Raw genomic sequence first — 18,733 nt, 5'->3', positions numbered from 1 at the left:
GCTGGGGTCATCCGACACCTTGGACCAGCCTAGTGGTTGGTGAAGCGACCGCCCAATTGGGCGAGCCCGCCTGGCAGGGGGAATTCCACGGCGGGCAGCGCCCCAGAGGCCTCCACGACGCCGCACGGCCCGCCTCCCGGATGGGGAGAGCGGGCCGTGCAGCGGATGTGATGTCCCCGGGGTCAGCGCAGGAAGATCGAAGCCTTCTCCGCGAAGTCGACCAGCGGCTGGCTCCACACGCCAAGGGCCAGGGTGCCGAAGGCGCCCACGGCCACGACGAGCCAGCTCATCCACGAGGCCTCCGCCACCTCCACCTCGTCGTCCACCGGGTCACGGAAGAACATCACGACGATCATGCGGATGTAGAAGAAAGCGGCCACCAGGCTCAGCAGGATGGCGACGGCCACCAGCCAGGCGTACCCGCCCTTCCAGGCGGCGGTGAAGGCCAGCAGCTTGCCGACGAAGCCCGCGGTCGGCGGGATGCCGGCGAAGCTCAGCAGGAAGAGCGTCATCATCACGCCCACCACCGGCTTGCGACGGCCGATGCCCCGCCACGAGGCCAGACCGGTGGCCTCGCCACCCGCCTTGCGCACCATCGGGATCAGGGCGAAGGCGCCCAGCGTGGCCAGACCGTAGGCGGCCAGGTAGAAGAGCACCGCCGCGGTGGAGCCGATGCCACCGACCGGCAGACCGCTGACGGCCGTGTTGGCGCCGACGACGGCCACCAGGATGAAGCCTGCGTGGGCGATCGACGAGTAGGCCAACATGCGCTTCACGTCGGTCTGGCTGAGGGCGACGAGAGCACCCACCACCATGGTCAGCACGGCGATGGCCGCCAGCAGCGGCTGCCAGTCCCAGCGGGCGCCGCCCAGGCCCACGTAGAAGACGCGCATCAGCGCGACCACCGCGGTGAACTTGGTGCAGATCGCCATGAAGCCGGTGACCGGAGTGGGCGAACCCGTGTAGACGTCGGGCGTCCAGGAGTGGAAGGGCACCGCACCCACCTTGAAGAGCAGGCCGATGGCCACCAGCGCCATGCCCGCCATCAGCAGGCCACGGCCCTGCGTGCCGGCCGAGACCGCCGCGTCGATGTGACGCAGCTGGAAGGAGCCGGAGAAGCCGTAGAGCAGCGCCACACCGTAGAGGAACATCGCACTGGACAGCGAGCCCAGCAGGAAGTACTTCAGCGCGGCCTCCTGGCTGAGCATCCGGCGACGACGCGCCAGGCCCGCCAGCAGGTACAGCGGCAGGGAGAAGATCTCCAGCGCGACGAACATCGCGAGGAGGTCATTCGAGGCGGCGAACAGCATCATGCCGAACAGGCTGAACAGCAGCAGCGGGAAGACCTCGGTGTGCTCGGCACGGGCCGCGCTCGCCTCGCGCTCCAGGGGCGAACCGGGAACGGCCGAACCCATCGGCGTGAACTGCGACTGGCCACCCGAGACCTTGCGTTCGGCGAACAGCAGCGCCGCCAGCAGCCCGAAGACCAGCAGGCAGGCCCACACGAAATAGGTGGGACCGTCGAAGGCGATCATGCCCATCGCGCCGATCTGACGGCCGCCGCTGAGCCAGTTGCTGACCGTCACGACGAGCGCGGTGAGCAGCGTGATCGAGGTGACGATCAGCTGCGCGCCGTAACGCGGGCCGCGCTTGCTCGTCGACTCGACGCCGATGCCCAGACCGGCACCCACCAGCACCACGATCATGGGCGCCAGCAGGCGGTACTCGAGCTGCGGGTAGGAAAACTCCATCGGGACCATGATGTCGAAGGGAACCATCACTTCTCCCCCTTCACGACGGGTGCCGGATCGGTCATGCCAACGGTGGCCATGGTGTCCTTCACGGTGTTCTCGGTGACCTTGAGCATCGGCGTGGGCATGAAGCCCAGCACCAGCAGCAGTGCGATGATCGGGGCCATCACGGCCTTCTCACGCAGGTCCAGGTCATTGTTGGTGAAGTGCTCCTCCGCCTGCTCCGTGACCGGGCCGGTCATCGTGCGCTGGTAGGCCAGCAGCACGTAGAGGGCGGCCAGCACGGTGCCGATGGCGGAGACCGCGGTCAGCACCGGGTGGCGCTGCCAGGCACCGGCCATGACCATCCACTCGCTGATGAAGCTGGACATGCCGGGCAGGGCCAGCGCCGAGAGGCCGGAGACCAGGAAGAGGCCGGCAGCCACCGGAGCCACCTTCTGCACGCCGCCGAAGGCCTCGATGTCGGCCGATCCACGACGGCGGACGATGAAGCCCACCACCAGGAAGAGGGCCGCTGTGGAGAAGCCGTGGTTGAGCATGTAGAAGATCGCACCATTCATCGACTGCGTGGTGAAGGCGAAGATGCCCAGCACCATGAAACCGAAGTGGCTGATCGAGGTGTAGCTGACCAGACGCAGCAGGTGCTTCGAGCCGATCGCCATCAGCGCGCCGTAGAAGATCGACAGCACGGCCAGGCCGAGCACCACCGGGGTGGCCCACTTGCTGGCCTCCGGGAAGATCTCCAGGCAGAAGCGGATCATGCCGAAGGTGCCGATCTTGTCCAGGATGCCGACCAGCAGCGTCGAGGAGCCGGGGGTGGCCTGCTCGGCGGTGTCCGGGAGCCATGTGTGCACCGGCACCATCGGGGCCTTGATGGCGAAGGCGATGAAGAAGCCCAGCCACAGCCAGCGGCCCACATTGCCGTCGATGTTCAGGGCGGCCAGGTCGTCGATCAGGAAGCTCGGATTGGCCGAGGCGGCGGTGTGGGCACCCAGACCGATGATGCTGACCAGCATCACCAGACCACCGGCCAGCGAGTAGAGCAGGAACTTCAGCGCAGCCTGGGCGCGGCGCGGGCCGCCCCAGCCACCGATCAGGAAGTACATCGGGATCAGCGTGGCTTCGAAGAAGATGTAGAAGAGCAGCGCGTCGGTGGCCATGAAGACGAACAGGGCCAGGCCCTCCAGGACCAGGGCCAGCGCGAAGAAGGTGCTGGCGCCCCAGGTTCCGGGCTGTTCGTCCACATTCCACTCGGCCAGCAGGACGATCGGGACCAGGACCACGGTCAGCAGGACCATGGCCTTGGCCATGCCGTCCAGGCCGAGCGCGTAGTGGGCACCGATCGAGGAGATCCACACGTGGGTCTCCGCCAGGTCACTGCTGCTGAAGAAGGCGGCCAGCCCCAGTGCCAGGGTCACCAGGCTGACGCCCAGGCCCAGCATCTTGCCGGCACTTCCCTTCACGAAGAAGAGGAGCAGGCCACCGACCAGTGGCACCAGGGCCAGCGCGGTGAGCAGGGGGAAAGTCATCGTTTCTCCTCCCCTCAGGCCAGCTGGCCGAGGATCAGTGCAAGCCCAACCAGGACCGCGCCGGCGACCATGGTGAGGGCATAGCTGCGGACGTAACCGTTCTGCAGCTTGCGGACGGCAGTGGAAAGGCCGGCCAGGGCGGTGGCGGTACCCATCACGGCACCGTCGACCACGTGGCGGTCGGCGTGGTCGACAGCACCCACGAGCGCCTGACCCGGACGCATGAAGACGGCCTCGTTGAATGCGTCGCCGTAGAGGTCATTGCGACCCGCGAGGGCGAAGACATTGTCGGTGGCCGGCTGGTAGGCCGGGATGTCCTTGCGGAAGAAGAACCAGCCCAGGAAGACGCCCAGCGCGACGGTGGCCATGGTGATCCAGCCGATGGTGGTGATGTGCAGCAGCTGCATCTCGTGCACCTCGGCACCGGTGGCCGGGGCCAACCAGTCACCGATCCAGTTGTTCATCACGGCGCCCGCGACGATCGACAGGATGGCCAGGATGACCAGCGGGACGGTCATGGTGGCGGGCGACTCGTGCGGGTGCACGCCGTCGAGCCAACGCTTGTCACCGAAGAAGGTCATCATCATCAGGCGAGTCATGTAGAAGGCCGTCACCAGGGCGCCCAGCAGCGCGAGGCCACCGAAGACCGGGGACTTCTCGAAGGCCGCCTCGATGATGTGGTCCTTGGAGTAGAAGCCCGAGGTGAACGGGAAGCCGATGATCGCCAGGTAGCCCATCGCGAAGGTGAGGAAGGTGATCGGCATCGCCTTGGACAGAGCACCGAAGTGGCGCATGTCCACGTCGTCGTTCATGCCGTGCATGACCGAACCGGCACCCAGGAACATGTTGGCCTTGAAGAAGCCGTGGGTGACCAGGTGGAAGATGGCGAAGGCCGCACCGATCGGGCCCAGGCCGGCGGCGAGCATCATGTAGCCGATCTGGCTCATGGTGGAGCCGGCCAGCACCTTCTTGATGTCGTCCTTGCTGGTACCGATCCAGGCGCCGAAGAGCAGGGTGACGGTACCGACGACCGCGACGGCCAGCTGCGCGGTGGGCGTCTGGTCGTAGATGTGGTGGCTGCGGATGACCAGGTAGACACCAGCGGTCACCATCGTGGCGGCGTGGATCAGGGCCGAGACCGGGGTCGGGCCCTCCATGGCGTCGAGCAGCCAGGACTGCAGCGGCACCTGCGCCGACTTGCCGCAGGCGGCGAGCAGCAGGAAGAGGCCGAGCAGCGTCGCCCAGGTGGACGACAGGCCGGCGGCCTGCTCGTTGACGTCGATGAAGGCCGTGCTGCCGAACTGGGCCAGCATGGTGAACAGCGCCATCATCAGGCCCAGGTCACCGACGCGGTTGACCACGAAGGCCTTCTTGCCCGCGACCGCTGCCGAGGTGCGGTGCTGCCAGAAGGAGATGAGCAGGTACGAGGCCAGGCCCACACCCTCCCAGCCGAAGAAGGTGATCAGGTAGTTGTCACCGAGCACCAGCACCAGCATCGCGGCGATGAACAGGTTCAGGTAGGCAAAGAAGCGGCGACGACGCTCGTCGTGTGCCATGTAGCCGATCGAGTAGATGTGGATCAGCGATCCGACGCCGGTGATCAGCAGGACGAACAGGATGGAGAGCTGGTCGATCAGCAGACCGACGTTGATCTTCCAGTTGCCCGACTCGAGCAGCGTCCAGAGGTGCTGCGAGACGGCGCGGTTGGCCTCGTCGGCCAGCATCATCTCGGCGAACAGGCAGGCGCCGATGGAGAAGGAGTAGAGGGCTGCCGCCGTGGCGAGCAGGTGGCCCCACTTGTCGGTGGCCCGGCCGGCCAGCAGCAGGAAGGCTGCCACCGCGGCGGGCACCGCGATCATCGTCCACGCAAACCGGAACATGCCGGTCGCGGCGACGGGAGTGACGATTTCGAGAAGATTCACCGATGCCCCCTCAGAACTTCAGCAGGTTTGCGTCGTCGACCGAGGCCGAGCGTCGGCTGCGGAAAATGGTGACGATGATCGCCAGGCCCACCACCACTTCGGCCGCGGCAACCACCATCACGAAGAAGGTGGCCACCTGACCGTCGAGGTTTCCGTGGGCGTGCGAGAAGTTGACCATCGCCAGGCATGCCGCATTGAGCATGAGCTCGATGGACATGAAGGCCACCAGGGCGTTGCGGCGCAGCAGGAAGCCGAGCACGCCCAGGCTGAACAGGATGGCGCTCAGCACCAGGTAGTAGTTCGGGTTCATTCCCGGCCCTCCTCGGCCTTGACGGACTCGATGGCGTGGAAGGTCTTCTGGGCAGGGCCCGCCAGCTCCTCCGGATTGGCCACCACGCCGCGACCGACCATGGCCTCGGGCACCGAGTTCTCGGCAACCGTGCCGTCGGGCAGCAGTGCCGGCGACTGGACCGCATTGCTGGTGGCGTAGACGCCCGGGTTGGGCATCGCACCGGGGTGACGACCCTCGGTGGCGTAGCTGCGCAGACGATTCTTCAGCTGGCCAGCCTGGCGCACCTTCGGACGCAGCTGCTCGCCGTGGGCGAGCACCATGGCCGCGACCGCTGCCGTGATCAGCAGGGCGCTGGTGGCCTCGAAGAGGATGATGTAGTCACCGAAGATCAGCGCTGCCAGACCGGGGACATTGCCGCCCTGTTCCGCAGTGGCCTCGGCCAGACCATTCGGCATGCCGACGATGCCCTTGCCGATCGCGCTGATCAGCAGGACGCCGAAGCCGAGGGCGGCCAGCAGCGATGCGGTGCGATGGCCCTGGATCGTCTCCACCATCGAGTCGGTGGTGGACACGCCCACCAGCATCAGCACGAACAGGAAGAGCATCAGGATGGCGCCGGTGTAGACGATGATCTGCACCACGAACAGGAAGGGCGCATCCAACGATGCGTACAGGCCTGCCAGCGAGATCATCATGCCGGCCAACGAGAGCGCGGAGTGCACGGGCTTGCGGAAGAGCACCATGCCCAGCGCACCCAGCACGGCGATCGGCGCGAGCACCCAGAAGGCCACCTCCTGGGCCGTCGCGAGCGGGACGAGGCCGATCATTTGTTCCCTCCCTGGGTGCTCGGCGGTGCGGTACGGACATCGGGCTGCCCGGTGGGCGGCAGACCGAGGAAGTAGTCCTTCTCGTCATCGCCCAGACGGCGCGGGTGCGGCGGCTGCTCCATGCCGGTCAGCAGCGGGGCCAGCAGCCGGTCCTTCTCGTAGATCAGGACCTCGCGGCTGCGATCGGCCAGCTTGAACTCCGTGGTCATGGTGAGGGCACGCGTGGGGCACGCCTCGATGCACATGCCGCAGAAGATGCAGCGCAGATAGTTGATCTGGTAGACGCGGCCGTAACGCTCACCGGGGCTGTAACGCTCGTCCTCGGTGTTGTCACCGCCCTCGACGTAGATCGCGTCGGCCGGGCAGGCCCACGCGCACAGCTCGCAGCCCACGCACTTCTCCAGGCCGTCCGGCCAGCGGTTCAGCTGGTGACGTCCGTGGAAGCGGGGGGCGAAGACCTTCTCCTTGCCCTTCTGGGGGTAGCCCTGGGTGAAGGTCTTGCGGAACATCGTTCGGAAAGTGATGCCGAAACCGGCCCACTGGTCGAGGAGACCCATCAGGCGTCAACTCCGTTCTTGGTGGTCGCGAGATCGTCGTCGAGCGCAGCGCGCTGTGCGCTGACCACCCGAGTGGTCCCCGGCAATTCCTGACCGGGCAGCGGAGGCACCGGGTAGCCGCCGGCGAAGGCGTCGAACTCACCCTCCGGCTCCTCGACCTCCTCCTCGGCGGTGCCGCCCAGCATCAGCCAGGCCAGCAGGCCCAGCGCGACGGCACCCATCAGGCCCATCAGGACGATGCGGGCGGTGCCGCTGGTGCCCATGGTGGCGCGCATCAGGGTGACGCAGACGATCCAGACCAGGCTGATCGGGATCAGGCGCTTCCAGCCGATGCCCATGAACTGGTCATAGCGGAAGCGGGGCAGCGAGCCGCGGCACCAGATCAGGCAGAAGATCATCACCTGGGTCTTGAGGAAGAACCACAGCAGTCCCCACCAGCCCTGGTCGATGCCCTCGATCATGTTGAAGGGCCACGGAGCGCGGTAGCCACCGAAGAAGAGCGTCACCGCCAGCGCGGACAGGGTGGCCATGTGGATGAACTCGGCCAGGTAGTAGGTGCCGTACTGGAAGCCGGTGTACTCCGTCGAGTAGCCGGAGACCAGCTCCTGCTCGCACTCCGACAGGTCGAAGGGCGGGGTGTTGGACTCGGCGAGGATGGAGATGAAGTAGACGCAGAAGGCCGGGAAGAGCGCCACCGCGTACCAGCTCGGGATCGGGACGTCGACCCCGAAGAAGTTCATGTGCTGCGCCTGGGCCTCGACGATCTGCGAGGTGGACATGCTGCCCGAGAGGATGAAGACCGAGACCAGCGAGAGGCCCATGGCCACCTCGTAGGAGATCATCTGGGCGCTCGCGCGCAGGCCGCCGAGCAGCGAGTAGGAGTTGTCCGAGCTCCACCCGGCGAAGACGGTGCCGTAGACGGCCATCGATCCGGTGGCCAGGGTGAACAGCACCGCGACGGGCATGTCGGTGACCTGCAGGTGCGTGGTGTGTCCGAACATGTTCACCTCGCCGGCCAGCGGGATGACCGCCCACGGGGCGAAGGCACAGATGCCGGCGATCACCGGGGCCAGGGAGAAGACGATCCGGTCGGTGTTGTTGGGGATGAAGGTCTCCTTGAACAGGAGCTTCATGCCGTCACCGATCGCCTGACCCATGCCATTGATGAAGGCGGTGTTCATGATCGGGCCCTTGCGGTTCTGCATCTTGCCCAGGATTCGACGCATGAACCACACGTTGAACAGGCACCAGAGCAGCTGGAGCATGAAGACCCCGACCACCTTGATCAGGACGATCCACCAGACGTCGGGCCCGAAGATCGACGAAGAGTTGAGTGGCGTCATGCCACACCTCCAACCATTGAGGAGCGAACTGCGCTGGCAGCGAGGCTGACCGGCGCGCCGTGACCGGCGGCCAGGGCCTCTGGGGTCGCCGGCGCCGAGTTGGCGGGAAGCCACACGACATCGTCGACCATCTCGGACTCGACGACCACTGGCAGGTCAACGCTGCCCCGGGCCGTCCGAACCTGCACCATGCCGCCGGGGACAAGTCCGTGGGTGGCAGCCGTGGTGGCCGAGACCCGGGCCACCGCGACCGGTGCGGTGTCCATCAGGTGCTGGGCCCCGTCGACACCGGCCGAACCGTCCAGCAGCAGGCGCCAGGTGTCCAGCAGGACTCCCTGCGGCGCGGCCGCCGGGGAGGTGGCGGTGACGGTGGCGCGGGCGCCTTCCCAGTCGCCGAGTTCGGCGAGGTCCGCGGCGGCCTGACTGGCGGTGCGGACTCCCAAGTCGGTGCCCATCGCGTCGGCCAGGGCGGCAAGGACGCGGATCTCGGTCATCGGCGACTTGTTCTGGCGGTTGACCACCTTCACCTCGCGGGAGCGGTGCTCCCAGTTGGTGAAGCTGCCGGCCTGCTCCTCGATCAGGGCGACGGGGAAGACCACGTCGGCACGCTCGGCCACCTCGGAGAGGCGCTGCTCGAGGCTGACGACGAAGCCGGCGGACTCGATCGCGGCACGGGCCGCGGCCGGGTCGGCCAGGTCGGCCAGCTGCACGCCGGAGACGACGAGCGCCTTCAGGCTGCCCCGGGCAACCGCGTCGATCATCTGGTCGGCCGACAGGCCCACCTGGCTCGGCAGGTGCTCCACGCCCCAGGCGGCCTGCATGTCGACGCGCGCGGTGGCATCGTGCACCGGGCGTCCGCCCGGCAGCAGGTTCGGCAGGCAGCCGGCGTCGATCGCACCCATGTCACCGGCACGACGCGGGATCCAGGCCAGACGGGCGCCGGTGGCATCGGCCAGGCGGCTTGCCGCACCGAGGGTGCCGACGGACTGGGCCGCCCGCTCCCCCACCAGGATGATCGTGTCGGCATCCAGCTGCACCTGCCCGGCCAGCTGCTCCAGGGCCTGCGACTCCAGACCCGGAAGGGCCGGAACCAGACGGGCGCCCATCTTGCGGGAGCCGTCCGACAGGTGCGTGCCGACGCTGAGCACCTCGAGCTTGTTCTTCCGGAAGGCCTTGCGCAGGCGCAGGAAGACGATCGGGCTCTCGTCCTCGGGCTCGAAGCAGACCAGCACGACGCGCTTGGCATTCTCCAGGTCCGCATAGGTGACCGATTCGTCCAGACGACGGCCGGCGACCCGGGCGGCCAGGAAGTCGGCCTCCTCGATGCTGTGCGGACGCGAGCGGAAGTCCACATTGTTGGTGCCCAGGACCGCACGGGCGAAGCGACCATAGGCGTAGGCGGTCTCGGTGAGCAGTCGACCACCGGTGAGCACTCCCACCTGCTGGCCCGCTGCCTGCAGGCCGGCGACGGCCGCGTCGATGGCCTCGTGCCAGCTGGCCGGCACCAGCACACCATCGCGGCGCACCAGCGGGGTGGTCACCCGGTCATCGCCCCGGGTGGAGAGGAAGGCGAAGCGACCCTTGTCGCAGTTCCACTCCTCGTTCACCTCCGGATCCAGACCGGCCAGCCGACGCTTGACCTGGTAGTGACGGTGGTCCGTGCGCAGCGCGCAACCGGCCGCGCAGTGCTCGCAGCTGGTCTCCGTGCTCACCAGATCGAAGGGGCGGCTCTGGAAACGGTAGTCGGCGCTGGTCAGCGCACCGACGGGGCAGATCTGGATGACATTGCCGCTGAAGTAGGAGTCGTAGGCGTGCTCACCGTCGGTGTTGATCTGGCTGAACGCGCCGCGCTCCTGCAGGTTGATGAAGGGATCACCGGAGATCTGCGCGCTGAAGCGGGTGCAGCGCTGGCACAGGACGCAACGCTCGCGGTCCAGCAGCACCAGCTTCGAGATGTCGATCGGCTTGGCGAAGGTGCGCTTGGCGCCTTCGTAGCGGCTCTCTGCCGGGCCGTGGCTCATCGCCTGGTTCTGCAGCGGGCACTCGCCGCCCTTGTCACAGATCGGGCAGTCCAGTGGATGGTTGATCAGGAGGAATTCGAGCATGCCCTCCTGGGCATCCGCGACGACCTCGCTGGTGGCGGCCGTGTTGATCTTCATGCCCGGCATCACCGTGGTGGTGCAGGAGGCCGACGGCTTCATGGGGCGACCGTTGCCACCGTCGGGAATGTCGACGATGCACTGGCGGCAGGCGCCAGCCGGGTCGAGCAGCGGATGGTCGCAGAAGCGCGGGATCTCGATGCCCACCTGCTCGGCGGCGCGGATGATGAGCGTGCCCTTGGGCGCGCTCATCTCGATGCCGTCAATGGTGAAGCTGACCTCGTCGGGCTTGGCGACCGGTGCGGTCTTGTTGGTGTCGACGCTCATGCGTGGGCTCCCGCCTTGTTCGGATCGGCGAAAAGGGCGCTCTTCTCATAGGGGAACAGTTCCCAGGCCGGTGTGTGGTAACCGGCCTCGAACTCGCTGCGGAAGTGCTTGATGGCGCTCTGCACACAGGCCACGGCGCCGTCGGCGAGGGTGCAGAAGGACTTCATCGACATGTTGCCGGTGACGCTCAGCAGCTTCTCGATGTCGCCCTCCTGCGCGGTTCCCTGCTCGAAATTGCGCAGGGTCTGCACCAGCCACCAGTTGCCCTCGCGGCAGGGGGTGCACTTGCCACAGGACTCGTGCTTGTAGAACTCCACCCAGCGCAGCGTCGAGCGCACCACGGAGGTGGTCTCGTCGAAGCACTGCAGGGCCTTGGTTCCCAGCATCGAGCCGGCAGCGGAGACCGCTTCGTAGTCAAGCGGGGTGTCGATCTGCTCCGCGGTGAAGATCGGCGTGGAGGAACCGCCCGGCGTGAAGAACTTCAGCTGGTGGCCCTCACGGATGCCGCCGCTCAGCTCGAGCAGCTGGCGCAGGGTGATGCCCATCGGTGCCTCGTACTGGCCTGGGTGCTTCACATGGCCGGAGACCGAGTACAGCGTGTAACCATTGCTCTTCTCGGTGCCCATGTGGGCGAACCAGTTCTTGCCGTGCTCGATGATGCTCGGCACGGAGCTGATCGACTCCACATTGTTGACCACGGTGGGCGACGCGTAGAGGCCGGCGACCGCCGGGAAGGGCGGGCGCAGTCGGGGCTGACCGCGGCGACCCTCGAGGGAGTCGAGCAGTGCGGTCTCCTCGCCACAGATGTAGGCGCCCGCGCCGGCGTGGACGATGATGTCCAGGTCGAAGCCGGTCCCCAGGATGTTCTTGCCTGCGTAACCAGCCGAGTAGGCCTCACGCACGGCCTGCTGGACGCGACGGATCACGTGCAGCACCTCACCACGGATGTAGATGAAGGCCGTATTGCAACCAATGGCATATGAGCTGATGATGACGCCCTCCACCAGGGTGTGGGGGCTCGCCATCATCAGCGGCATGTCCTTGCAGGTGCCCGGCTCCGACTCGTCGCCGTTGACGACGAGGTACTTCGGGTTCGGGTTGTCCTGCGGCACGAAGGACCACTTGAGTCCGGTGGGGAAGCCAGCGCCACCGCGGCCGCGCAGCCCGGCGTCCTTGACCTCGTTCATCACGTCGGCCGGCTGCATCTTGAGGGCCTTGCGCAGCGCGTTGTAGCCGCCCTGGCGCTCGTAGTTGCTGATCTTCCAGGACCGGTCATCCGCCCAGTTCTTGCTCAGGACGGGGGTCAGGGTGTCGGTCACTTCGCCTCCTCCTGGGTGGGGGCCGGGATCTCGGCCGGGTTCGGGGCCGTCCAGCCCTGCTCCTGGGCAATGCGGGTGCCCCGCAGCGAGGGCTCGCCACCGGCGGGGCCCTCGTCGGCACGACCGTCGGGGAAGCCGGCGATCACCCGCTCGGCCTCCTTCCAGCTGGTGATGGTGGCGCCGCGCGGCGACTGCACCTCCTGGCCCTGGACCAGGGCGTCGATCAGCTCGTCGGCCTTCTGGGGCGTCATGTTGTCGAAGAATTCCCAGTTGACCATCATCACGGGGGCGTAGTCACAGGCGGCATTGCACTCGAGGCGCTCCAGCGAGATCTTGCCGTCGGGCGTGGTCTGCCCCTCGCTGATGCCGAGCTTCTTCTCCATGCAGCTCATCAGGATGTCGCCACCCAGAACCGCACAGGTGGTGGTGGTGCAGACACCGACGTGGTGCTCTCCCGCGGGGCGACGCTTGTACATGGTGTAGAAGGTGGCCACACCGGTGATCTGTGCCTCGGTCTGGCCCACCAGCTCCGCGATGATCCGGATGCCGGCCGGCGAGACGCGGCCGTCCACCGACTGCACCAGGTGCAGCATCGGCAGCACGGCCGAGTGCTTCTGCGGGTAGCGGGCCGCGATGGCGCGCATCTCCTCGATGGTGTGCTCGGTGATGTTCGTCGACTGGTCGTCGAAGTCGACGCCGCTGTCGGCGTCCGAGAAGTGGGACTGGAACTCGTGGCCGCTCATGCGGTGGCCTCCTGGGTGCAACGGACGAGCTGGGTGCAACGGACGAGCTGGGTGCAAGGGGCGAGCTGGGTACAACCGGTGGGTCGGGTGCTCATCGGTCCACACCACCCATCACCGGGTCGATGGACGCGAGGGCCGGGATGACGTCGGACAGCATGCCGCCCTCCATCAGGGCCGGGATCGCCTGGATGTGGTTGAAGCCTGGGTCACGAAGGTGCGCGCGGAAGGGCCGCGTGCCGCCGTCGGAGACCAGGTGCATGCCCAGCTCACCGGCCGGGGCCTCCACCGCGGTGTAGACCTGACCGGCGGGCACCTTGAAGCCCTCGGTCACGATCTTGAAGTGGTGGATCAGCGCCTCCATGGACTCGCCCATGATGTGCTTGATGTGTTCGTGCGAGTTGCCCTGGCCATCGGGGCCGATGGCGAGCTGCGCGGGCCACTTGATGTGCGGATCCTCCACCATCACGGGCTGGCCGTGCGTGGCCTCCAGCTTGTCGATGACCTGCTTGAGGATGCGCACGGACTGGTTCATCTCCTCCAGACGGACGCGGAAGCGGCCGTAGCAGTCGGGGGCGTCCCAGGTGACGGCATCGAACTCGTAGTTCTCGTAGCCGCAGTAGGGCTGCGTCTTGCGCAGGTCCCAGGGGTAGCCGGCGGCACGCAGCGGCGGGCCGGTGACGCCCAGCGCCATGCAGGCCGGCAGGTCCAGGGTTGCGACATCCTGCATACGGGCGCGGAAGACCGGGTTGGTGTTGCAGAAGCCGGCCACCTCGGGCAGGTACTTCTCCATCCGGCTGACCAGTGCGCGCAGCCGCTCGACGCCATCGCCCGGCATGTCCACCGCGACGCCGCCGGGACGGATGTAGGCATTGTTCATCCGCAGGCCCGTGACGGCCTGCAGGAATTCCAGGCAGATCTCGCGCTCACGCAGACAGACCTCGGCCACCGAGGAGGCGCCGAGCTCCAGTCCACCGGTGCCGATGGCCACCAGGTGGGATCCGAGGCGGTTGACCTCCATCACCATCACGCGCATGATGTCGGCGCGCTCCGGGACCTCGATGCCGAGCAGCTTCTCGACGCCCAGGCAGTAGACGGCCTCGTTGAAGATGCTGGCCACATAGTTGGCGCGCGTGACATAGGTGACGCCCTGGGTCCAGGTGCGGTACTCCATGTTCTTCTCGATGCCGGTGTGCAGGAAACCGATGCCGGGACGCACCGAGAGGACGGTCTCGCCGTCCAGCTCGAGCACCATGCGCAGCACGCCGTGCGTCGACGGGTGGTGCGGGCCGAAGTTGACGACGATCGTCTCGTCGCTGCGCTCGGCCTGGCCCTGGACGATCTCGTCCCAGTCGGAACCCTGCGTCATGTACACGTGGTCTGCGGGCTTCTCACCCGGACCCGCGTAGAGGTCCTCATTCATGGCGTGGCTCATCAGTAGCTCCTCCGCTGGTCCGGCGGCGGCACCGTCGCACCCTTGTACTCGACCGGAATGCCGCCCAGTGGGTAGTCCTTGCGCTGCGGGTGTCCCGCCCAGTCATCCGGCATCAGGATGCGGGTCAGGCCGGGATGGCCGTCGAAGATGATGCCGAACATGTCCCAGGTCTCGCGCTCGTGGTAGTCGGCCATCGGGTAGGTGGCCACCACCGAGTCGACGTGGGGATGGCCGTCGGGCAGGGCCACCTCCAGACGGATACGACGGTTGTGGGTGATGGAGAGCAGGTGGTAGACCACGTGCAGCTCCTCCCCCTCCTGCTCCGGGTAGTGCACGCCGCTGACGCTCATGCAGATCTCGAAGCGCAGGGCCGGGTCATCGCGCAGCTGGCGCATGACCGACGTGATCTGCTCCGGCACGACGAAGAAGGTGATCTCGTCGCGGTGCACCAGCACGCGCCCGGTGGAGAAGCCGGGCACCAGCTGCTCCAGACGGTCGGCCACCTCGTCGAACCAGCCACCATAGGGGCGCTGGGCGACACCATTGGCCTCGATGGTGCGCTGCATCCCGGCGAAACCGGAGGTGTCCGGCGAGCCCTTGCCCCACATGCCGCTGGTCTGCTTGAGCACATAGGGCTTGTCCAGGTGGACCGGCGGGTCCGGGGTGGGCTGCGCATCCTCGCGCTCGATGCCGCGCTTGGGGGCGGCCTCGGGCGAGGTCACGGGCTCGTTGATCGTCTTGTCCTCGATCGGCTTCTCGTCGCTCATCGCATGAGGCCCTTCATCTCATGGGTGGGGGTGGCCACCAGGGCGGCGGCCTCGTCGCGCTCACGCTTGCGGTCCTGGTTGCCCATCAGCGGGTAGCTCTGGATGTCCGCACGCAGCTTGAAGATCGCGTCGATCAGCTGGTCCGGGTTGGGCGGGCAGCCCGGCAGGTAGTAGTCCACCGGGACGATGTGGTCACAGCCCTGGACGATCGCGTAGTTGTTGAAGATGCCGCCGGAGCTGGCGCAGGCGCCCATCGAGATCACCCACTTGGGATTGGGCATCTGGTCGTAGAGCTGGCGCACCACGGGGGCCATCTTCTGGCTCAGTCGGCCGGAGACGATCATCAGGTCTGCCTGACGGGGCGAGGCGCGGAAGACCTCGTGGCCCCAGCGGGCGGCGTCATGGCGGGGGCCACCGTAGGAGATCATCTCGATGGCGCAGCAGGCCAGCCCCATGGTGAGGGGCCAGAAGGAGGTCTTGCGCAGCCAGCCGACGACGGCCTCGGAGGAGGCAAGAAGGACGCTGCCCTCTGCTTCGTTGTTCATGGTCATTCCCTTCGTTCAGCTGGAGGTTCAGTCCCAGTCCAGGCCGCCGCGGCGGTAGACGTAGTAGTAGGCGATCAGGACGGCGTTCATGAACAGCAGCATGGCGATCACGGAGAACAGGCCCAGCTCGTCGAAGCCGACCGCCCACGGGTACAGGAAGACGATCTCGATGTCGAAGATGATGTAGAGCATCGCGATCACGTAGTACTTGACCGGGAAGCGACCACCACCGGGCGCCTGGGGCGTCGGGTCCATGCCGCACTCGTAGGTCTCGTACTTGGTGCGGTTGGCGCGCGTCGGGCTGAAGACCAGGTTCAGGCCCACCATGACGAGGACGAAGAGCGCGGCCAACGCTGCCAGGCCGACGATCGGAATGTAGGGGTTCATGCGCTGACGCCCTTCCTGAGGTGTGCTTGCTTCATTCTTTCCCGAACCTGCCTCTCCGTCATGCCTTGGGGGCCAGACGGGTCAGCGTGTTGATGATGTGGTCGTCCAGGTCGCCACCGCGGCGATCCGTCAAATTGGCCAGCAGCTTGTGCACCAGCTTCATCAGTCGACGTCGTGGGAGCCCGTACTTGATGCACACGTGCATGACGGCCGGCTTGCCGATCAGCCACGCGAAGATGTGCCCGAGACGGAAATATCCCCCGAAACTGCCTTCCAATTGAGAACTGTATCCCGCGAGCGCCCGCTCGGCTGCGGCGGTCCCCATCCCTTGCGCGTGGGCCTGGGCGATCGCGTCGGCGGCCAGCTCGGCCGCCTCCAGTGCATAGTCGATTCCTTCACCGTTGAACGGGTTGACCATGCCACCCGCATCGCCGACCAGGAGCAAGCCCTTGGCATAGGCCGGCTTGCGGTTGAAACCCATCGGCAAGGCCGCGCCGCGGATCGGGCCCAGCTGGTTGGCCTCGGTGAGTTCCCACTCGGGCGGGGTGGCCGCGAGCCAGCGACGCATCAGATCCTTGTAGTCGGTCTTGCCGAAGGCCTCTGAGGTGTCCAGCATGCCCAGGCCCACGTTCACGATGGCATGGCCCTCGGCGTCGCGGCCCATCGGGAAGATCCATCCATAGCCGGGCAGCACATTGGACTTGCCGGGCTCGCCGTCCCACAGCTCCAGCCAGGACTCCATGAAGTCGTCGTCGCCGCGTGGGCTCCTGTAGTAGGCACGCACCGCCACGCCCATCGGCCGCTTGTCCAACTTGTGCACGCCCATGGCCACACCCAGCCGGGAGCTGACGCCGTCGGCGGCCACGACCACCGGGGCCATGAAACGGCGACCATCCTTGGTGGTCACGCCGGTGATCCGTCCCTCGGCGTCCAGCACCGGCGCGTTGACGGAGGCACCCTCCACCAGTTCCGCCCCCAGGGAGGCGGCGTGGCGGGCCAACTTCTCGTCCAGGTCCATCCGGGCGCAGGTCAGACCGAAATTGGGGAAGTCGGTGAGTTCCGGCCAGGGCATGAACAGATCTGTGCCGTCGTCGACGCGCGCTGCGCCGCCATAGATCTTGAGGCCCTCATTGCGATGGAAACCGTTCTCCGCGCTGATGTCCATGCCCAGCTTCACCAGGGCGCGCACCGCGCGGGGCGTCAGGCCATCGCCGCAGATCTTGTCGCGCGGGAAGGTCGCCTTCTCCAGCAGCACCACATCCAGGCCGCGGCGAGCCAGATGGGCCGCGGTGGCCGAGCCTCCCGGGCCGGCGCCCACGACGATGACATCGGCCTCGCGGACCTCGACATGATCCTGCGACGTTGAAGCCGACACGGGCACCACTGATCACTCCTCCAGGCAGCCCCGGACCGATTCCGGGCGCGCAAGCACGTTGCCGCAGTTGACTGCCCCGTGAGTCTAGGGTCTGCCCGGCGACGAACCCAAGCCACACACCGCACCTGGGATCACCGGTGGCCGACAAGCCGCCGACAAGGGGCTTTGGCAGCTGATTCCACAAGATTCTCGTTGCGTAATTCAGGCTCCGCGACGCCCGTGAAGGGCACGTTTAGCTGCAACCCTGCGCGGGTAGTTAGGATGCCGTGGTGATCCTCAATCCCGGTTCTGAACGTCTGCGTGCCCGCACTGTGGCCATCGAGGACCCCGGAAACCTGGAACGCTTCCTTCCCGAGGGCGCCAGCAGCGCCTTCCTGCGCCGCGGCGACGGCGTCGTCGGCATCGGCGAGGTGGCCCGCTTCACCACCGACTCCCCCGAGGCTGCCGACGTCTGGTGGCAGCAGTTCGTCGAGGAGCTCGAGAACGAGACCGAACTGATGGGAGTCTCCGGCACCGGACCCATCGCCTTCGGCTCCTTCAGCTTCGACGGCGACCGATCGGCGGAACCATCCGTCCTGGTGGTCCCCCAGGTGGTCATCGGCCGCCGACGCGGACAGGCCTGGATGACCCGCATCGGACACGGCAGCGTCGAGGACCAGCTGCCCGAGGTGCAGCCCGCTCCCGTGGCCCCCGGACATGTGGAACTGGGCGACGGGGCGCTGGACGCCGATCGCTGGGCCGACGCGGTGGCCGAGGCCATCCAGTTGATCCGGGCCGGCGAGGTGGAGAAGGTGGTGCTGGCCCGCGACATGATCGCGCGCACCGAGAGGCCGCTCGACGCGCGGTGGCTCGTGAACCAGCTGGTGAACCGCTACCGCGACTGCTGGACCTATTTGGTGGACCGCACCCTGGGAGCCACCCCGGAGATGCTGGTGCGCACCGAGGGTGGGCTGGCCACGTCGCGGGTGCTGGCCGGAACGATCCGTCGTCCCTATGCGGCCGATGCCGCGGAACTGGCGACGGTGCTCACCGGATCCATGAAGGACCTGCGGGAACACGAGTACGCCGTCGTGAGCGTCGCGCAGGGACTGGAGCCGTGGTGCTCGGGCATGAATGTGCCCGATGCCCCCTATGTCCTCGAGCTGCCCAATGTGCTGCACCTAGCCACTGACATCACCGGCGTGGTGAAGCCCGGCACCTCGTCGCTGGCCCTGGCCGCGGCCCTGCACCCCTCGGCTGCTGTCTGTGGCACGCCCACGCCCGTGGCACGCGACGTGATTGCCGATCTGGAACAGCTGGACCGCGGGCACTATGCCGGTCCCGTCGGCTGGATCGACACGGCGGGCGACGGAGAGTGGGCCATTGCGCTGCGTGGCGGCCAGTTGAGCGCCGTCGACGAGCACGAGATCCAGCTCTTCGCCGGCTGCGGCATCATGCGCGACTCCGTGCCCGCCGACGAGGTGACCGAGACACTCGCCAAGTTCGCCCCGATGCGGGAGGCCCTCACCGGCGAGTGAC

The 18,733-nt window shown here is 67.1% G+C and carries 16 protein-coding genes; 1 reads left to right on the top strand and 15 read right to left on the bottom strand.

The window, feature by feature from the left end:
- Positions 1-182 precede the first annotated feature (182 nt).
- The 15 genes from nuoN to ACTQ49_RS03145 form a co-directional block, all read right to left on the bottom strand.
- Positions 183-1,778: an NADH-quinone oxidoreductase subunit NuoN gene (gene nuoN, locus ACTQ49_RS03215; protein WP_441826404.1), complete on the bottom strand. Its 1,596-nt coding sequence runs from the start codon at positions 1,776-1,778 to the stop codon at positions 183-185.
- Positions 1,778-3,280, bottom strand: a complete 1,503-nt coding sequence (locus tag ACTQ49_RS03210) for an NADH-quinone oxidoreductase subunit M (protein ID WP_441826403.1) — start codon at positions 3,278-3,280, stop codon at positions 1,778-1,780. The genes nuoN and ACTQ49_RS03210 overlap by 1 nt, the downstream gene beginning before the upstream one ends.
- 14 nt (positions 3,281-3,294) lie before the next feature.
- Positions 3,295-5,160 carry an NADH-quinone oxidoreductase subunit L gene (nuoL, locus tag ACTQ49_RS03205; protein WP_441826507.1) on the bottom strand — a complete coding sequence of 622 codons (1,866 nt, stop codon included), beginning with the start codon at positions 5,158-5,160 and terminating at the stop codon, positions 3,295-3,297.
- Between the two features lie 52 nt (positions 5,161-5,212).
- Positions 5,213-5,512 carry an NADH-quinone oxidoreductase subunit NuoK gene (gene nuoK / locus ACTQ49_RS03200; protein WP_441826402.1) on the bottom strand — a complete coding sequence of 100 codons (300 nt, stop codon included), beginning with the start codon at positions 5,510-5,512 and terminating at the stop codon, positions 5,213-5,215.
- Positions 5,509-6,321, bottom strand: coding sequence for an NADH-quinone oxidoreductase subunit J (locus ACTQ49_RS03195; protein WP_441826401.1), 813 nt, complete (start codon positions 6,319-6,321; stop codon positions 5,509-5,511). Before ACTQ49_RS03195 ends, nuoK begins: the two co-directional genes overlap by 4 nt.
- Positions 6,318-6,878: an NADH-quinone oxidoreductase subunit NuoI gene (gene nuoI / locus ACTQ49_RS03190; RefSeq protein ID WP_441826400.1), complete on the bottom strand. Its 561-nt coding sequence runs from the start codon at positions 6,876-6,878 to the stop codon at positions 6,318-6,320. The genes ACTQ49_RS03195 and nuoI overlap by 4 nt, the downstream gene beginning before the upstream one ends.
- Entirely contained in the window at positions 6,878-8,221 is a 1,344-nt protein-coding gene (nuoH, locus tag ACTQ49_RS03185) for an NADH-quinone oxidoreductase subunit NuoH (RefSeq protein WP_441826399.1), read from the bottom strand. Before nuoH ends, nuoI begins: the two co-directional genes overlap by 1 nt.
- Positions 8,218-10,647: an NADH-quinone oxidoreductase subunit G gene (locus ACTQ49_RS03180; protein WP_441826398.1), complete on the bottom strand. Its 2,430-nt coding sequence runs from the start codon at positions 10,645-10,647 to the stop codon at positions 8,218-8,220. The genes nuoH and ACTQ49_RS03180 overlap by 4 nt, the downstream gene beginning before the upstream one ends.
- Entirely contained in the window at positions 10,644-11,966 is a 1,323-nt protein-coding gene (gene nuoF / locus ACTQ49_RS03175; RefSeq protein ID WP_441826397.1) for an NADH-quinone oxidoreductase subunit NuoF, read from the bottom strand. The genes ACTQ49_RS03180 and nuoF overlap by 4 nt, the downstream gene beginning before the upstream one ends.
- The gene (nuoE, locus tag ACTQ49_RS03170) at positions 11,963-12,709 is read right to left on the bottom strand and encodes an NADH-quinone oxidoreductase subunit NuoE (protein WP_441826396.1); all 747 of its coding nucleotides are present in this window, start codon (positions 12,707-12,709) and stop codon (positions 11,963-11,965) included. Before nuoE ends, nuoF begins: the two co-directional genes overlap by 4 nt.
- Positions 12,710-12,800: 91 nt before the next feature.
- Positions 12,801-14,129, bottom strand: a complete 1,329-nt coding sequence (locus tag ACTQ49_RS03165) for an NADH-quinone oxidoreductase subunit D (protein WP_441826506.1) — start codon at positions 14,127-14,129, stop codon at positions 12,801-12,803.
- An 11-nt stretch (positions 14,130-14,140) separates the two neighbouring features.
- A complete protein-coding gene (locus ACTQ49_RS03160) occupies positions 14,141-14,908 on the bottom strand; it encodes an NADH-quinone oxidoreductase subunit C (protein ID WP_441826395.1) in 768 nt (255 codons plus the stop codon).
- Positions 14,905-15,459, bottom strand: coding sequence for an NADH-quinone oxidoreductase subunit B (locus ACTQ49_RS03155; protein ID WP_441826394.1), 555 nt, complete (start codon positions 15,457-15,459; stop codon positions 14,905-14,907). Before ACTQ49_RS03155 ends, ACTQ49_RS03160 begins: the two co-directional genes overlap by 4 nt.
- A gap of 21 nt (positions 15,460-15,480) precedes the next feature.
- Complete coding sequence (locus tag ACTQ49_RS03150) at positions 15,481-15,840, bottom strand: NADH-quinone oxidoreductase subunit A (protein ID WP_441826393.1); 360 nt, start codon at positions 15,838-15,840, stop codon at positions 15,481-15,483.
- A 58-nt stretch (positions 15,841-15,898) separates the two neighbouring features.
- Positions 15,899-17,215, bottom strand: a complete 1,317-nt coding sequence (locus ACTQ49_RS03145) for a geranylgeranyl reductase family protein (protein ID WP_441826392.1) — start codon at positions 17,213-17,215, stop codon at positions 15,899-15,901.
- 269 nt (positions 17,216-17,484) lie between these two features.
- Between ACTQ49_RS03145 and ACTQ49_RS03140 the strand changes: the two genes are divergently transcribed.
- Positions 17,485-18,732: an isochorismate synthase gene (locus ACTQ49_RS03140; protein ID WP_441826391.1), complete on the top strand. Its 1,248-nt coding sequence runs from the start codon at positions 17,485-17,487 to the stop codon at positions 18,730-18,732.
- Position 18,733 lies beyond the last annotated feature (1 nt).

It is taken from the genome of Luteococcus sp. Sow4_B9 (assembly GCF_052116585.1).
Taxonomy (GTDB): Bacteria; Actinomycetota; Actinomycetes; order Propionibacteriales; family Propionibacteriaceae; genus Luteococcus.
This window is presented reverse-complemented; position numbering and strand designations above follow the sequence as displayed.

What these genes read in the sequence shown, in the direction of transcription:
- nuoL (WP_441826507.1), bottom strand. Translation starts at nt 5,160, where the DNA reads ATGTTCCGGTTTGCGTGGACGATGATCGCGGTGCCCGCCGCGGTGGCA.
- ACTQ49_RS03195 (WP_441826401.1), bottom strand. Translation starts at nt 6,321, where the DNA reads ATGATCGGCCTCGTCCCGCTCGCGACGGCCCAGGAGGTGGCCTTCTGG.
- ACTQ49_RS03150 (WP_441826393.1), bottom strand. Translation starts at nt 15,840, where the DNA reads ATGAACCCCTACATTCCGATCGTCGGCCTGGCAGCGTTGGCCGCGCTC.
- ACTQ49_RS03165 (WP_441826506.1), bottom strand. Translation starts at nt 14,129, where the DNA reads ATGAATGAGGACCTCTACGCGGGTCCGGGTGAGAAGCCCGCAGACCAC.
- nuoN (WP_441826404.1), bottom strand. Translation starts at nt 1,778, where the DNA reads ATGGTTCCCTTCGACATCATGGTCCCGATGGAGTTTTCCTACCCGCAG.
- ACTQ49_RS03160 (WP_441826395.1), bottom strand. Translation starts at nt 14,908, where the DNA reads ATGAGCGACGAGAAGCCGATCGAGGACAAGACGATCAACGAGCCCGTG.
- nuoH (WP_441826399.1), bottom strand. Translation starts at nt 8,221, where the DNA reads ATGACGCCACTCAACTCTTCGTCGATCTTCGGGCCCGACGTCTGGTGG.
- nuoE (WP_441826396.1), bottom strand. Translation starts at nt 12,709, where the DNA reads ATGAGCGGCCACGAGTTCCAGTCCCACTTCTCGGACGCCGACAGCGGC.
- ACTQ49_RS03155 (WP_441826394.1), bottom strand. Translation starts at nt 15,459, where the DNA reads ATGACCATGAACAACGAAGCAGAGGGCAGCGTCCTTCTTGCCTCCTCC.
- ACTQ49_RS03210 (WP_441826403.1), bottom strand. Translation starts at nt 3,280, where the DNA reads ATGACTTTCCCCCTGCTCACCGCGCTGGCCCTGGTGCCACTGGTCGGT.
- ACTQ49_RS03180 (WP_441826398.1), bottom strand. Translation starts at nt 10,647, where the DNA reads ATGAGCGTCGACACCAACAAGACCGCACCGGTCGCCAAGCCCGACGAG.
- nuoI (WP_441826400.1), bottom strand. Translation starts at nt 6,878, where the DNA reads ATGGGTCTCCTCGACCAGTGGGCCGGTTTCGGCATCACTTTCCGAACG.
- nuoK (WP_441826402.1), bottom strand. Translation starts at nt 5,512, where the DNA reads ATGAACCCGAACTACTACCTGGTGCTGAGCGCCATCCTGTTCAGCCTG.